The organism is Flavobacterium arcticum (genome assembly GCF_003344925.1).
Taxonomy (GTDB): domain Bacteria; phylum Bacteroidota; class Bacteroidia; order Flavobacteriales; family Flavobacteriaceae; genus Flavobacterium; species Flavobacterium arcticum.
Map to the genome: position 1 here is coordinate 695,522 of NZ_CP031188.1, position 14,971 is coordinate 710,492.

The 14,971-nt window shown below is 35.9% G+C and carries 13 protein-coding genes and 1 riboswitch; of the genes, 2 read left to right on the forward strand and 11 right to left on the reverse strand.

What is annotated here, in order from left to right; genetic code table 11:
• Positions 1 to 10: 10 nt before the first annotated feature.
• The 4 genes from DVK85_RS03225 to DVK85_RS03240 are packed head-to-tail and all read right to left on the reverse strand — an operon-like array spanning position 11 to position 4,521.
• Complete coding sequence (locus tag DVK85_RS03225) at positions 11 to 1,909, reverse strand: DUF3857 domain-containing protein (RefSeq protein WP_114677052.1); 1,899 nt, start codon at positions 1,907 to 1,909, stop codon at positions 11 to 13.
• A 48-nt stretch (positions 1,910 to 1,957) separates the two neighbouring features.
• Complete coding sequence (gene dtd / locus DVK85_RS03230; RefSeq protein WP_114677053.1) at positions 1,958 to 2,410, reverse strand: D-aminoacyl-tRNA deacylase; 453 nt, start codon at positions 2,408 to 2,410, stop codon at positions 1,958 to 1,960.
• Between the two features lie 3 nt (positions 2,411 to 2,413).
• A complete protein-coding gene (gene rsgA, locus DVK85_RS03235; RefSeq protein WP_114677054.1) occupies positions 2,414 to 3,376 on the reverse strand; it encodes a ribosome small subunit-dependent GTPase A in 963 nt (320 codons plus the stop codon).
• Between the two features lie 44 nt (positions 3,377 to 3,420).
• A complete protein-coding gene (locus DVK85_RS03240; RefSeq protein WP_114677055.1) occupies positions 3,421 to 4,521 on the reverse strand; it encodes a bifunctional 3-deoxy-7-phosphoheptulonate synthase/chorismate mutase type II in 1,101 nt (366 codons plus the stop codon).
• Positions 4,522 to 4,582: 61 nt separating this feature from the next.
• Between DVK85_RS03240 and gldA the strand changes: the two genes are divergently transcribed.
• Positions 4,583 to 5,488, forward strand: a complete 906-nt coding sequence (gldA, locus tag DVK85_RS03245) for a gliding motility-associated ABC transporter ATP-binding subunit GldA (protein ID WP_114677056.1) — start codon at positions 4,583 to 4,585, stop codon at positions 5,486 to 5,488.
• Between the two features lie 2 nt (positions 5,489 to 5,490).
• Here gldA and DVK85_RS03250 read toward each other — a convergent pair whose 3' ends face one another.
• From DVK85_RS03250 to DVK85_RS03270, 5 genes are read right to left on the reverse strand one after another with little or no spacing between them, the layout of a single operon-like run.
• Positions 5,491 to 6,240 (reverse strand): head GIN domain-containing protein, encoded by a 750-nt coding sequence (locus DVK85_RS03250; protein WP_114677057.1) that lies wholly within the window; start codon positions 6,238 to 6,240, stop codon positions 5,491 to 5,493.
• A gap of 4 nt (positions 6,241 to 6,244) precedes the next feature.
• A complete protein-coding gene (locus DVK85_RS03255; RefSeq protein ID WP_114677058.1) occupies positions 6,245 to 7,342 on the reverse strand; it encodes an acyloxyacyl hydrolase in 1,098 nt (365 codons plus the stop codon).
• 31 nt (positions 7,343 to 7,373) lie between these two features.
• Positions 7,374 to 8,330 carry a methylenetetrahydrofolate reductase [NAD(P)H] gene (metF, locus tag DVK85_RS03260; RefSeq protein ID WP_114677059.1) on the reverse strand — a complete coding sequence of 319 codons (957 nt, stop codon included), beginning with the start codon at positions 8,328 to 8,330 and terminating at the stop codon, positions 7,374 to 7,376.
• A gap of 3 nt (positions 8,331 to 8,333) precedes the next feature.
• The gene (gene metH, locus DVK85_RS03265) at positions 8,334 to 11,009 is read right to left on the reverse strand and encodes a methionine synthase (protein ID WP_114677060.1); all 2,676 of its coding nucleotides are present in this window, start codon (positions 11,007 to 11,009) and stop codon (positions 8,334 to 8,336) included.
• Positions 11,009 to 12,007 (reverse strand): homocysteine S-methyltransferase family protein, encoded by a 999-nt coding sequence (locus DVK85_RS03270; RefSeq protein ID WP_114677061.1) that lies wholly within the window; start codon positions 12,005 to 12,007, stop codon positions 11,009 to 11,011. Before DVK85_RS03270 ends, metH begins: the two co-directional genes overlap by 1 nt.
• Before the next feature lie 77 nt (positions 12,008 to 12,084).
• A riboswitch (SAM riboswitch) is annotated at positions 12,085 to 12,190 on the reverse strand.
• A 495-nt stretch (positions 12,191 to 12,685) separates the two neighbouring features.
• Between DVK85_RS03270 and DVK85_RS03275 the strand changes: the two genes are divergently transcribed.
• Positions 12,686 to 13,132 carry a hypothetical protein gene (locus tag DVK85_RS03275; protein ID WP_114677062.1) on the forward strand — a complete coding sequence of 149 codons (447 nt, stop codon included), beginning with the start codon at positions 12,686 to 12,688 and terminating at the stop codon, positions 13,130 to 13,132.
• Positions 13,133 to 13,471: 339 nt separating this feature from the next.
• On the opposite strand, the gene DVK85_RS03280 is transcribed toward DVK85_RS03275, so the two are convergent.
• Both DVK85_RS03280 and DVK85_RS03285 read right to left on the reverse strand, forming a co-directional pair.
• Positions 13,472 to 13,993 (reverse strand): hypothetical protein, encoded by a 522-nt coding sequence (locus DVK85_RS03280; protein WP_114677063.1) that lies wholly within the window; start codon positions 13,991 to 13,993, stop codon positions 13,472 to 13,474.
• Positions 13,994 to 14,094: 101 nt separating this feature from the next.
• Positions 14,095 to 14,538 carry an OsmC family protein gene (locus tag DVK85_RS03285; RefSeq protein WP_114677064.1) on the reverse strand — a complete coding sequence of 148 codons (444 nt, stop codon included), beginning with the start codon at positions 14,536 to 14,538 and terminating at the stop codon, positions 14,095 to 14,097.
• Positions 14,539 to 14,971 lie beyond the last annotated feature (433 nt).

Below are 14,971 nucleotides of genomic sequence, written 5' to 3' on the forward strand. Positions count from 1 at the left end.
AAGGGTTGGTTTAATTTTTTACAAGTACCACTTTGGCATTATCATTACGTGCTATTTTTTCTCTAAAAAGGCGGTAATTTTCATAATCAGCCGTTTCATAAAGTCCATCATTAATAATAAGCGAACGTTTGTATAGCATTTTGTTAGGTTCTACTATAGTATATTCCGTTTTATACTCACCAAATTTATCTGTAATAGTTACATCATCTGGTTTTGCTTCTATAGTAAAACCTTCTGGTAGTTGTATCGTTACCTCATCCGTGTCATAAAAACCTGTTCTTATCTCCATCGGTAGTTTTCTATCTCTATAACGCTGTGGCACAACAGATGATTGATTAAAAACATTTATTTCAAACAATATCCTGTTACCACTTTTATTAGCATAACCATCTGCCTCAATAGCAATATCTTCTATAAACTCGTGTTTATCAATTTCATTTTTAACCTCTGCTTTCTTCAGTTTAAGATTATTAACATTACTGAAACGATTTTTGTACATCTTGTCTAAATCATCTGGAGAAGTAGTTGCATAACTATACTTATCATTATACTGTAATCCTGCGGAAGTTATTTTTATACTTCCTGCAATAGCCCCATCGGATGTTATGGAATATTCTCCTGTTGCAAATTGGGTATTGTTTTTTGCATTATATACTGATGTTCGTACTAAGCAGCTTTTTTCTGGCTTTACTAATAGCGCACTTCTATCATCTGTAAAATTACCTTGAAACCCAAAAGGTAACTGTTGGCTTGTACACTCTAACCACACTAGCTCATTATTATCTGGCACAGCAAGTATAACATGATTCCCCTGCATTGACACAAAATCTTCTATAATATCACGTTTTCCTCTGTCGCCATATATCACAGCATAATATGCTTCTACACCCGCAGCATTTAGTAATGCTTTAGTATAATTGGTCAATGCTTTACAATCGCCATAGCCTAATCTGTCTACATCTTTAGCAAGCATTGGTTTCCAACCGCCAATACCAAGCTGTATACTTATATAGCGGGTTTTACTTTGCATATATTCATATACTATTTTGGCTTTTTCTAGAGGAGTACTAGCACTTGCTGTTAATTCTTGTATTTTAGTAACTGTTTCTTTTGGCAGTTCATCTGTTCCTGTCAAAAGATTATTATACATCCAAGTCCCAAAAGATTCCCAGTTTATGGCTTCGCCTTCTACTCCTTCAAGATTAAAAGTAGTAAGACCAAAAAGGACATTTGGAAATATTTTGTATAATGATGGCGAATAAGTCTCGTGTCTATATGCTGGTAGGTTTTCTACTGATAGCGTTAAAGTATTTCCTTTTTCAGTAGTGTTTAATACTCCTTCATCAAAATTATAGGTTTTGTATTTAAACCCTAAATCAGAGTCGCTTGTTATGCGAATAGTTGCTTTCTCTGTGCTTACATACCAACCTTCCATTGGCATCCATCGCGGTATAAATGCAGTATTCGAACTTTCAGTTTCACTGGTAAAAACAACAGTAAAAGGATATTGTACAGGCGTATAGTCAAGATATAGCAATCTGTTATCTGTTATTATTGAACCTTGAGAAACTGAACGCTCTTTAAAGTCTTTTTTCTTAATTTTCTTAATCTCTTTACCAAAACTATTATAAATAATAGCCTCTATAGACTTAATGCGCGTTGAATTATCAAAAAACTCAGCTGCATCAATATAGCCCATACCATATTCATTAAGAATAGTAACGATTCTCTTGGTTTCGATAGTCATCGATTTTTTCGATGATATTTTAATTATTTTCTCGTCAAGACGTACAACTGCGTTTGCATTTTCATTTAATGCTTCGGGTAACGTTAATGTCGATAAATTATCTTGAGAATATAAATTTTGTTGAACTAAAAAGAGTAGCAACACTGAAATTCTTAAAAGCATGTTAATATTTTTCGTCAAAAATAGAGGAATTTATAAAAACTGGAAATTTTATTCTCTGTTTTTACTATCTATTAATATTGTAACGGGGCCATCGTTTATTAAACTAACTTTCATATCAGCTCCAAATTGTCCTGTTTGCACCTTTTTATCTAAGTCTTGCTCCATTTTAGCAATAAAAGCTTCATATAATGGTATAGCAACATCAGGCTTTGCTGCTTTTATGTATGACGGACGATTACCTTTTTTTGTGGCAGCGTGTAGTGTAAACTGACTTACGATAATAATATCGCCATCTATATCCTGAATCGAGTGATTCATTACACCATTTTCGTCACTAAATATTCTAAGCTTACTTATTTTTGCCGTTAACCAAGTAATATCTTCACTAGTATCAGCATCTTCAATACCTAATAGAATAAGTAACCCTTTATTTATCTCTGCTACCTTATCACTCTCTATAGTTACCGATGCTTCACTTACACGTTGTAATACTACTCTCATTTATTATTCGTTATTTTTACCATCGCCATAAATATCGGTACGGTAATTTTCATCATCGCCTTCTAGCATCTGTATATAACTACGATAACGCGACCAAGCAATTTCATCTTCATCAAGTGCATCTTTTACGGCGCAATAGGGTTCTTCTTTATGCAGGCAATTATTAAACTTACATTGTTCTTTTAGCGCGAAAAACTCTGGAAAGTAATCGCCTAGTTCATCTTTTTCTATATCGACAATACCAAAACCTCGAATACCAGGAGTATCTATAATTTTTGCTCCAAAATCAAGATCAAACATTTCGGCAAAAGTTGTAGTATGTTGTCCTTGGCTGTGCTGTTCAGATATTTGCTTCGTTTTAAGACTCAATGAAGGCTGTAACGCATTTACCAATGTAGATTTACCAACACCCGAATGACCCGAAAACATACTTACATTATCTTTCATTTCGGCTTTAAGTTTTTCAATACCCTTACCCTCTGTAGAAGAAACTTTTAAACACTTGTAACCAATATTGCTGTATACATATTGTAAGTACAACTGTTCGTCTTCGGCCTCCCTATCAAAAGTGTCTATTTTATTAAACACAAGTACTGCCTCTATACCATAGGCTTCGGCAGTAACCAAAAAACGATCGATAAAGCTGGTGGTTGTAGGTGGGTTATTAATAGTAACTAAAAGAAATAGTTTATCAATGTTAGAGGCTATAATATGCACTTGTTTAGACAGGTTTACCGATTTTCTAATAATGTAATTCTTACGTTCATGAATTACAGTAATAGTAGCATCAACGCCATCTCCAGTTTCCTCAATTTCAAAATCAACGATATCACCTACTGCAACGGGATTAGTACTTTTAATACCTTGAATACGGAATTTACCTTTTATACGGCATTCATAAAAAGTACCATTTTCAGCTTTTACGGTATACCAACTTCCTGTAGATTTATAAACGAGTCCTGTCATAACGGCAAAGATAAACACTTTATACAATAACTGGCTGCCATAAATTAAGTAGTAGCATCATTACTGTTATTAATAATTTTTTCTTGATGTCCTATACTTTCTTGATGTATGGCTTTAAAAAGGCGGTCTATAAATTCTTCTGTAAGTCCTTTTTCAAGCCCCATGGCAAGCATACGTTTGCGCACTTCATTCCAACGTCTATTTTGTAAAACCGCTACGTTATTCTCTTTTTTTAGTGCGCCTATATCTTCGGCTATTTGCATACGCTTACCTAATGTTTCCATCATTTTTGCATCATACTCATCAATACGAAGTCTTAAATTTTGTAATTTGCTGTTAAACTCATCTGTTTCATCCGTTTTTTTGCGAAGTATAAGGTTTTGCAGTATTTGCTTTAAAGACTCAGGCGTTACCTGTTGTGCCGCATCACTCCATGCCTTATCAGGATTATTATGCGTCTCTATCATGAGTCCGTCATAATTCAAGTTAAGAGCCTGTTGTGATACCTGCTGTATCATATCGCGCTTACCTGTAATGTGCGAAGGATCGCATATTATAGGAAGATCAGGAAAACGATCGTGTAGTTCAATAGGTATTTGCCATTCGGGTATGTTGCGGTACTTTGTTTTTTCATACGTAGAAAAACCTCTATGTATTACGCCCAATTTACGAATGCCCGCATTATATATACGCTCTACTCCACCAAGCCATAAAGCAAGATCGGGATTTACAGGGTTTTTTATCAATACTATTTTATCTGTGCCTTGCAGTGCATCGGCAATTTCCTGCACTGCAAATGGGTTTACAGTAGTACGTGCCCCTATCCATAGTATATCAATATCATGCTCTAAAGCGAGTTTTACATGGCTAGCATTTGCCACCTCAACCGCCATTAATAAGCCTGTTTCGGCTTTAGCCTTTTGCAGCCATCCTAAACCTATAGCGCCTACTCCCTCAAAACCTCCTGGTCGGGTTCGGGGTTTCCATATACCTGCACGGTATATACTTACGTCACTATCTTTCAGTTGCCTTGCTATGTCTAATACTTGCTCTTCAGTCTCTGCACTACATGGCCCTGCTATTACTAATGGATGCGACAACTTTAAGTCGTCTACCCATTGTCTCATCTCACTATTATTTTCCATCTTCTAGATTATGGTACAAAATTATGGAATTCTTACTACTTTTGTTTAAAACAAACACGCTATGTCGATAGAGGTTAAGGATATTTCTAAAAGTTACGGAACGCAAAAAGCGCTCGATGCTGTTTCATTTACCATAAACAAAGGTGAAATTGTTGGTTTCTTAGGACCTAATGGTGCAGGAAAATCGACATTAATGAAAATACTTACTACTTATATTAGCGCTGATGAAGGTATGGCTCTTGTAAATGGCAGTGATGTAAAAAGCCAACAAAAAACTGTACAAAAAGCTGTAGGGTACTTGCCAGAGCACAACCCGTTATACCTCGACTTGTATGTGCGTGAATATCTTGCCTTTAATGCCGATGTCTATAAAGTAGCTAAGTCTCGTATTGAGGAAGTTATACAACTTACAGGTTTAACACCTGAAGCAAATAAGAAAATAGGACAACTCTCTAAAGGGTACCGTCAGCGTGTGGGGCTCGCTACAGCACTACTACATGACCCAGAAGTACTAATACTAGACGAGCCTACTACAGGACTTGACCCTAACCAGCTTGTAGAGATAAGAGAGTTGATAAAAAACATTGGAAAAAACAAAACGGTATTCTTATCTACTCACATTATGCAAGAGGTAGAAGCTATTTGCGATAGAGTTATTATTATTAATAAAGGGAAAATTGTAACCGATCGTAAGTTGAATAACCTAAGAAACGAAAAAGAGCAAGTAATAGAAGTAGCCTTTGATTACAGGGTTGAAGATCAGCTTATAAAAAGCATACCTCACCTTGTTTCATATAAAAACACTTTCGATTTTACTTGGGAGCTTACTTTTTCTACAGAAGAAGATATGCGCCCTGCCCTATTTGACTTTGCGCATGATAATGGGTTGAAAACATTACAACTTAATCAGAAGAATAAAAATCTAGAAGCCGTATTTAGAGAAATGACTAAAAACCAAGAAGGATAGTTTTAGTTATATACTATATGCCCTGAGTACATTTGTTCTACCTCGATAACAGGTGGCTGATTTTTTAGCACCAAGTTACCTGTAGAGTATATAGTGCCTTTTACTTCCAGTTGCGGGTTTATAATAATATCATTAGAGCTTCGCTGAAAAACTTCTACTTTTTGAGCAATTAGTTCGTTTCCTTCAAATCGAGAATCGCCATTATAAAACTTCACAAAAAGGTTAGTAACACTACCTGTAATTTTATAATAAGTAAACTGGTCGTCTTGTACAACAAGAGTTTCGGCATTTATATTCAACTCAAATTCTCCCGATGCTGTTTCGCTATACAAGCCAGACTCTAACGCGAGAGAAGGAAAGGTAAGCAATCCGTCAGATTTTACCGCAAACTGCGAAGCAGAATATATTTTTTCTAGATGTGGCGTAGTCACATATACTGTGGTATTGTTATAGTCACGTGTCCAGTTACAGTTATTATTGTTAGTAACAAATAACACACCATCGACAACTTTAGTAGTTATATACTCTTTAAGATTCTCACCTGTCTGTATCGTTACTCGTTGCTCTGTGCCCTCTTTTATAACCAACTCAATACCCATCGAAATATGTATGGTAGTAAAATCGGCTACAGCCATATCATAATGTACAGTATCTCCTGCTGCTTTAAAACATTCAAGAGATGAGTCATTATTGCAGGCCGTCATCAACTGCAAAACAAGTATTAAAACTGTAAATCGTTGTATTAAATTCATAATTTTATAGTCTTACACCCATAGTAAACTCAAGTACTTCAGCTTTTGCCATATGCGTTTTAAGTCCAAATCCACCAAATATTTTTTTACTGAAATAATATTTCATTCCTACCCTTTGGTACAGGCTCCCTGTCGATTTAAAAGGCTCATATACATAAATACCTGCTTGTGTTTCGAGTGATAGCTTATTTATAAATAATTCGTGCCCTACAAATACTCCAACTTTTCTATAATCGGTATTGGGATCTACATTTTCTTCAGGAAAAGCAACTGATTTAAATTTTATATACTCCTCTAAGTACTTAGGCCAAAAGAAATCGACACCTAACTGAAAGGCACTCTTTCTACTCCATCTTTTATCTGCATAAAAAGACAGAGCGTAGTAAGGATACTTCTCTCCTCCTATAACATCATTTTCGTTAACCCCTCCCCTAAAGGCTATGTTATATCGCACAGGCTCTTTATAAGCAATACTATCTTGATGTCTCGGTATATACATATGATTTTTAGCTCTGCTAAAAGTATAATTAAGCCCTGCATTTATGGCTAAAGTATTAGTGCTTGTGTTAGGCGATTTCATACTACCATTACTATGATGTATAAACGATACACCTGCCTGTATACCGAATCCTTGCCATAAATCAAGTTTATTATAATTCAGCATAAAATAGGTGGTAGGCATAATGCTAGACCCGTAGGCATAGTTCCTAAAATTGGTTTCTTTATCATAAGGGTTGGTGTTATAAGCTACACCTTGCCCTATGCGAAACACGAGGTTTCTTTTCAGGAAATAAAAGTTATAATGACCATATAGCCCATACATTTCTCCTAAGGCTTTACTTTTCATATCTTCATAATGAAACGAAACACCATAATCGGGGTAATTGTAAGCTGACTCCCACTGTTTTTCGCCAAAAGTTTTTCGGTTAAAACTGATAATAACCCCTTCTGGATGTCCTGTTATCAGGTGCTGTATTGACTTACGGTGCTGAACTACATTACCATAGAAATAATTAGCATCAACAAAGCATTTACCTTCAGACTCTTGCTGGGCAAATATACACTGTGTTAATAGCAGTAAAAGATAAAGAAAATACCTCATTATAAACTTAATGAAGCAAATATAATAGAATTTAAAAAACCGCCTTTGCTACTGCTTTAATATTATCTGATTTTCCCATAGAATAATAATGCAGTACAGGTATTCCTGCTGCAATCAGCTCTTTACTTTGTGCAATACACCATTCTACCCCCACTTGCCTAACAGCTTCATTATCCTTTGCTCGCACCACTTCCATTATAAGTTCATCAGGCAGGTCAACCTTAAACCGATGCGGTATTTGATTTAATTGCTTTCTGGTAGAAATAGGTTTTAACCCTGGAATAATAGGTACGGTAATACCCTCTTCTCTGCATTTAGCTACAAAATTGAAGAACTTTTTATTGTCAAAAAACATTTGGGTTACTATATAAGTAGCCCCATTTTTAATTTTCTGCTTTAGGAAATGAATATCACTATCAAGACTGGGGGCTTCCATGTGCTTTTCGGGATAACCTGCCACACCAATACAAAAATTAGTAGCCGAAGTGTTTTGTAAATATTCATCAAGATATAGCCCTTTGTTGAGGTTTTCTATCTGAGTAACCAAATCGCTCGCAAACTGATTCCCCTCTTTTTCAGGTTTAAAATAAATTTCGCTTTTTACGGCATCGCCACGAAGTGCCAATACATTATCTATACCCAAAAAATCGAGATCTATCAAGAAGTTTTCGGTATCCTCTTTAGTAAATCCACCACATAGTATATGCGGAATGGCATCTACTTTATACTTATTTTGTATCGCGGCACAAATACCCACCGTACCAGGGCGTTTTTTTACAATTCGCTTTTCTAATAGCCCGCTAGGCAATTCTTTATATTCGTATTCTTCTCTATGATAGGTTACATCTATAAACGGCGGATTAAACTCCATCAAAGGATCAATACTATCAAAAATAGACTGTATATTTTGTCCTTTTAATGGCGGTAATATCTCAAAAGAAAATAATGATTTTCCGTTTGCTTTTTCTATATGTTCGGTTACTTTCATTTCTTATTCTGATATATTAGGATTAAGCCATTTTTCGGCTTCTGCTAGTGTTATATTTCTTCGTTTGGCATAATCTTTTATTTGGTCTTGTTTTATTTTCCCTAACCCAAAGTATTTACTTTCAGGGTGTGCAAAATAATACCCTGATACCGATGCTGCTGGCCACATAGCAAGGCTTTCTGTCAGTTTTACACCTGTATTTTGCTCTACATTAAGTAATTGCCAAATTGTTTTCTTCTCTAAATGGTCAGGACACGCTGGGTAGCCTGGTGCAGGACGGATACCTTTATATTCTTCCTTAATTAATGCATCATTACTCAATATTTCATTTTTAGCATAACCCCAAGTTTCCTTACGTACTTCTTTGTGTAAATATTCTGCAAAGGCTTCAGCAAGTCGATCAGCTAACGCTTTTATCATAATTGAATTATAATCGTCATGCTGTGCTTCAAATTCTTTTGCTTTCTTCTCTGTCCCAAAACCCGTAGTAACACAAAAAGCTCCTATATAATCTTGCTTACCTGATTCTTTTGGAGCTATAAAATCGGCTAAGGCGATATTCGACGCACCTTTAGTTTTTTTCGATTGTTGCCTAAGCGTTAAAAATTTTGCTATTGCCGAGCCTTTTTCATTATATACCTCAATATCATCATCCTGAACCTGATTAGCAGGGAATATCCCATAGACTCCTTTTGCTTGTAGCCAATTTTCATTTACTATTTTACGCAACATTTTTTGTGCATCTTTAAAAAGCAATTGTGCCTGTTCTCCTACTACCTCATCGTTTAAAATAGCGGGATATTTACCATGTAAGTCCCATGTTCTAAAAAATGGTGTCCAGTCGATATATTTTACTAATTCCGATAGTTGAGGCTCGATAGTTGCCACCCCTATAAACTCAGGCTTATAGGGTATAAAATTATTCCAGTATAATCGTAATTTATTGGCTCTTGCCTGCGCTATAGTAAGATAGTCTTTATCGCGCGCACGACTAAGATAGCCTTCACGCAACTCATCATATTCGGCACGCAACTTTGCATTATAATCTATTTTAGTATTGGCATTAAGCAGATTACCCGCTACAGTTACAGCCCGCGAAGCATCATTTACATGCACTACAGTTTCCCTGTATTCGGGGGCTATTTTTACAGCGGTATGTGCTCGCGAGGTAGTTGCCCCACCTATCATGATAGGGATACTGATGTTTAGTTTATCCATCTCTTTCGCGAGATATACCATTTCATCAAGCGACGGAGTTATTAAACCACTAAGTCCTATAATATCTACTTGCTCTTTTATAGCAGTTTCAATAATTTTTTCAGGCGGAACCATCACACCCAAATCTATAATCTCGAAATTATTACACGCTAATACTACTGCTACTATATTTTTACCAATATCATGCACATCGCCTTTTACAGTTGCCATCAATACCTTACCTGCACTAGAAGAACGTCCATCTTTTTCTGCTTCAATAAATGGTAAAAGATATGCCACTGCTTTTTTCATTACCCGTGCCGACTTAACCACTTGTGGCAAAAACATTTTTCCGCTACCAAAAAGGTCGCCCACTACATTCATACCTGCCATAAGATTTATCTCGATAACTTCAATAGGTTTTGCTGCTTGTTGCCTTGCTTCCTCTATATCTTGTACTATAAATTCATCAATACCTTTTACCAGTGCATGGGTAAGTCTTTCCTGTATGGGTAGCGAGCGCCACTCTTGTGCTTGTTTTTCATTTACCCGCACATTGCCTTTTAGGTTTTCGGCTAATACTAAAAGTCTTTCGGTAGCATCATCACACCTATCGAGCAGCACATCTTCTACATGCTGTAATAACTCTTTGTCAATAGCATCATATACCTCAAGCATTTCGGGGTTTACAATTCCCATATCCATTCCGTTTTGTATGGCATGGTATAAAAATGCCGAGTGCATTGCTTCCCTCACTCTATCGTTACCTCGAAAAGAAAAAGACACATTACTAACCCCACCACTCACATGGGCATAAGGCAGGTTTTCTCGTATCCATTTTGTAGCCTGAAAGAAATCTAAAGCATTTTTACGATGCTCCTCCATTCCTGTAGCAACGGGAAAAATATTCGGATCAAAAATAATATCCTGTGGCGGAAACCCCACTTTATCAACCAAAATATCATAACTGCGTTTACAAATATCAATACGCCTTTGGTAGGTATCTGCCTGACCAACTTCGTCAAAAGCCATAACGATAACGGCTGCACCATAGCGTTTTACTTTTTTAGCATGACTGATAAAAAGCTCCTCACCTTCTTTCAGGCTGATGGAATTTACTACGCTTTTGCCTTGTGTAACTTTTAGTCCTGCCTCTATAATTTCCCATTTAGAGCTATCAATCATTACAGGTACACGGGCAATATCAGGTTCGGCTGCTATCAGGTTCAGGAAGGTTGTCATGGCATGAACGCCATCGAGCATTCCTTCATCCATATTGATATCAATAATCTGTGCACCGCCCTCTACCTGAGCGCGGGCAACATCCAGCGCTTCCTCATATTTCTCCTCTTTTATCAGTCGCAAAAACTTACGAGACCCCGTAACATTAGTGCGCTCCCCTACATTAATAAAGTTACTTTCAGGTGTTACTACTAAGGGCTCAAGCCCTGATAATTGTAAATATTTATCTTTCGCTGCCATTATACTACAAATTCTTTTCGTGGTTTATAATTTTGAGCAACTTCCGCTATCAGCCTGATATGCTCTGGCGTAGTACCGCAACAACCACCTATAATATTTACCAAATTATCATCTAAATACTCTTTTATGAGTTGTTGCATTTCCTCGGGAGTTTGGTCATATTCACCAAAGGCATTAGGCAATCCCGCATTGGGGTGTGCCGATATATTTAGTGTAGTATTGTGTGCCAGTCGTTTTAAATACGGTTTCAATTGGTCAGCACCTAAAGCGCAATTAAAACCAATACTTAACAACGGGATATGCGAAATAGAAATAAGAAAAGCTTCTACCGTCTGCCCCGAAAGCGTACGCCCCGAAGCATCGGTTATTGTACCGCTTACCATAATTGGAATATCGACATCCAACTCCTCTTTAACCTCTTCGATTGCAAAAAGGGCTGCTTTGGCATTTAGGGTGTCGAATATGGTTTCTACCAAGAGTATATCTACACCGCCTTCTATTAAAGCTTTAGTTTGTTCTTTATAGGCGACAACCAGTTCATCAAAAGTTATAGCACGAAAGCCCGGGTCGTTAACATCAGGACTCATACTGGCGGTACGATTAGTAGGCCCTATTGAGCCTGCTACAAATCGGGGTTTATTTGGGTTGGCTTGTGTAAATTCATCGGCTGCTTCGCGTGCCAGTCGCGCCGATTCATAATTGAGTTCGTAAACCAAATGTTCCATGTGATAATCTGCCATACCAATGGTGGTACTGCTAAAGGTATTGGTTTCCACAATATCGGCTCCCGCTTCAAAATAGTTGCGGTGTACTTCTTTTATAGCTTCGGGTTGCGTAAGCGATAGTAAATCGTTGTTACCTTGTAATGAATGCGGGAAATCGGCAAAGCGCTCTCCCCTGAAATCTTCTTCGCTAAATTTATAGCGCTGCAACATGGTACCCATTGCTCCGTCGAGAACGAGTATTCTGTTTTTTAATGCTTGGTGTATTTTTGACATTCTTTTTAGTTATAATGTTTACTAAAAATATGTCATCAAAAAAGGGAGTGAGAATATTGCGATAAGCAATATTACGTGTGTTATCTATCCGCATTACTGTGGTAGAATTTAGCACCTTCTTTAAAAGTTAAAGGGTTGCTAAGGCTTCATCGGGTCTATTCCCTCTGCCTTTCGTGATAACATATCAGTCTGTGTAAGAACAGAGCAAAGTAAGGAAATAAATTTTTATGACGCAAATTTGTTTTAAATTCATGCTTTAACTTTTACGATAAGAATTTTAGAGTTATAGACATAAACAATAACTGATTAGATATAAATCCACTTTGCCTTTTATTTCAATCTTGATTTAATTAAGTATTAGTTATTAACAATTTTCTCATAATTGTTAACGCTAAATAGATATTTATTACATCCATTAAACTTCTAAAACATCTTATTATCACTGATAAACAAAGAGAAAACAGCTATCAAAAAAATAAAAACAACATCAAACAACATCAAACAACATCAAACAAACTTTACTTAAACTCTATTTACATATTATACATGTTGTTTTTTAATTCATTTTTTTGTTTATATTTGTCTCAATGTATAGAACACTGAAAAAAGTGAAACAAGAGGTTATTTAATTTTTTTGAATTAAAAATAAATTTTTACTAATAAAAATCTCAGCACATTATGGATACTAAAGAAGATTTGATCAGAAAAAGGCATGAGCTTTTAAAACGAGCCGAATTAATATCATTAGTCTTACAAGCAGAGTACGGTGAGGTAGTTGATAGTAAACCTAATGTTATATTTGATTCTTCAATAAATGGCGTTTTTCCAATGAAGGGAGGTACAGTTAAGCAAATATTATGGTTGTTCGAAAATGTTTTTAGCAAATCTGTAAAATTAAAAGAAGTTGTTGAAAAACTAGAAGAATATAAAGGCGAAAACATAAAAATAGATAATCTTGTGAGGCGCATGAGAACAGATAAAAAGCTTGTTATGGTTAAATATGAAAATAAGCAAATCTTAAGTTGGTGGGGGAAGCCTGAATGGATTAATGGAAATGATTTTGATAAGGAATATAAATCTGACGATGCTCCTGAAACAGATATTAAGGAAGTAGTTGGATCTTAATGAAAATAAAAAAAGCACATCATTTAGAAGTGCTTAGATTACACGAGTGGTCAAAGTTGGTCTCATTTGCCATACTTAGATGAGGTGTAAGAAACCTCAACACTCAGCTTTTATTGCAAGACCCCACATTAGAGGGCAATATTGACGGGGTTTCTCATTAGAACTATGCAAATTGCAAAACCGTCTCTTAAAGAAGGGGAAGTTCGCGCTTCCCTTTTTTCATTTTACAAATATATAAAACTATTTTTAATATAATCCTCGATAACAAAATCCCGAGAATTAAAACAAAAAAACTTATATTTTTTTTTGCAAACGCAACTAAGTTATTATCAACGTAAACTATACAAATTCCCTCTGCTTCTCCGCTATTTTAATTACCGCATTATAGAGTTGCTCTGCTACTACTGTTTTATTCCCTTTAGTAGTAAGATATTCATACTCTAGTCCACGACTTTCGGCAAGGAATTGTACTGCTTTACCAAAGTTCTCAGGACGATTGGCTAACTTCTCGTTTATAGATAGTACACTAAAACCACTACGGATCAGGTCGAGGTAATCATTTGGCAGGCTATCGCTTGCAGTAGCATCTATAGCAATAAGGTTTTCTGTACCATAAGCATATACAAAATTGAGAACATCATCCATTTTAAACGGTATCCCAAACTGAATAAAATTGGCTTCCCATGAGTAGTTTACGCCTTCCTTCTCATAGAAAGCCACAGTTGAGTTAGTTATTATAGGGAATCGTATATCGAGTTTTTCGTCAAGTATAAGGTTTTTCCTGTTCTTTACCACCTTATTAATCAAGGCACTCCCAATATTACCTATACCAAAGAGTACTATATTTATTCTGTTATTCATGATAATCTTTTTTAAACATTAAAAGGAAACTGCCTTTGGCTGACCCAAAGGCAGCTCTCCTAAACAAACAAACAAAAACAACTTATAATCCAACTTACTTATCAGCTGTATGCGAATTCTTTAAACAATATTAAGTTTACGGGTGTATTGTTAACCAATGTATTATAAACAGGACTACGCAACTGCACCTCTGCAAGCCATTTTTGTAATACCTCTACAGGTACTGCCGCCGCTGGCTTGAGCTTTATTTCTATACTCCCAAAACCAGGTTTAACATTGGTAGCATCATCTTGTTGATTTAAACTCCCCGTAATTTCTATCTGTAATGAGCTTAATAATATGCCCTGCTCTTGTGCTACAAGTTGCCCCAAGGCATTAATGCAGCCAGCAAAACCTGCTAATATATATTCGTATGGGTTTGGACCTTCTAGCTCAGGGTGCTTTGAGTTTTGGCTTATTCTAATATCAGTATTCAGGGTTTTTACAACAAACTGCTTGTTGTTACCTATATAGCCGAGTACGTTTATGGGTTGTGCGGTATTCATAGCTTTATTATTATTTTGTGTTGAGTATTGTGATAAAAAAAAGGCTCTTTTGGAGAAGTTACCAAAAGAGCCTGAACATTAATTATATACTAAAATCAAATCGTTCTTCGCTTTGGTAACAAGGTATACAGCCAGTGCATCCATGTAATACACATGGTTTGGCGGTAGTTTGTTGTATGTGCGAAATATGTTGTCATTCTTTTTATATATTATTTTATGTTGTATTCAATAAAAAAGCCCTCCTGATATATCAGGAGGGCTTAGTGTTTATATATTTTAAAATTTAAAATAGAACAATAGTAACCTCCTGGGATGTACTCCACATGGTATGACAGTTATATTGGCGTGTAATAAATTTCATTATTGTCTTATTATCTGATAACAAACTTCGGAACTATTTTAATACAAACCTAAAAAAAAATTAAACTTTAAC

Excerpts from the sequence above, each read along its gene's own strand:
- DVK85_RS03225 (WP_114677052.1), bottom strand. The coding sequence starts at position 1,909 with ATGCTTTTAAGAATTTCAGTGTTGCTACTCTTTTTAGTTCAACAAAAT.
- dtd (WP_114677053.1), bottom strand. The coding sequence starts at position 2,410 with ATGAGAGTAGTATTACAACGTGTAAGTGAAGCATCGGTAACTATAGAG.
- rsgA (WP_114677054.1), bottom strand. The coding sequence starts at position 3,376 with ATGACAGGACTCGTTTATAAATCTACAGGAAGTTGGTATACCGTAAAA.
- DVK85_RS03240 (WP_114677055.1), bottom strand. The coding sequence starts at position 4,521 with ATGGAAAATAATAGTGAGATGAGACAATGGGTAGACGACTTAAAGTTG.
- gldA (WP_114677056.1), top strand. The coding sequence starts at position 4,583 with ATGTCGATAGAGGTTAAGGATATTTCTAAAAGTTACGGAACGCAAAAA.
- DVK85_RS03250 (WP_114677057.1), bottom strand. The coding sequence starts at position 6,240 with ATGAATTTAATACAACGATTTACAGTTTTAATACTTGTTTTGCAGTTG.
- DVK85_RS03255 (WP_114677058.1), bottom strand. The coding sequence starts at position 7,342 with ATGAGGTATTTTCTTTATCTTTTACTGCTATTAACACAGTGTATATTT.
- metF (WP_114677059.1), bottom strand. The coding sequence starts at position 8,330 with ATGAAAGTAACCGAACATATAGAAAAAGCAAACGGAAAATCATTATTT.
- metH (WP_114677060.1), bottom strand. The coding sequence starts at position 11,009 with ATGGCAGCGAAAGATAAATATTTACAATTATCAGGGCTTGAGCCCTTA.
- DVK85_RS03270 (WP_114677061.1), bottom strand. The coding sequence starts at position 12,007 with ATGTCAAAAATACACCAAGCATTAAAAAACAGAATACTCGTTCTCGAC.
- DVK85_RS03275 (WP_114677062.1), top strand. The coding sequence starts at position 12,686 with ATGGATACTAAAGAAGATTTGATCAGAAAAAGGCATGAGCTTTTAAAA.
- DVK85_RS03280 (WP_114677063.1), bottom strand. The coding sequence starts at position 13,993 with ATGAATAACAGAATAAATATAGTACTCTTTGGTATAGGTAATATTGGG.
- DVK85_RS03285 (WP_114677064.1), bottom strand. The coding sequence starts at position 14,538 with ATGAATACCGCACAACCCATAAACGTACTCGGCTATATAGGTAACAAC.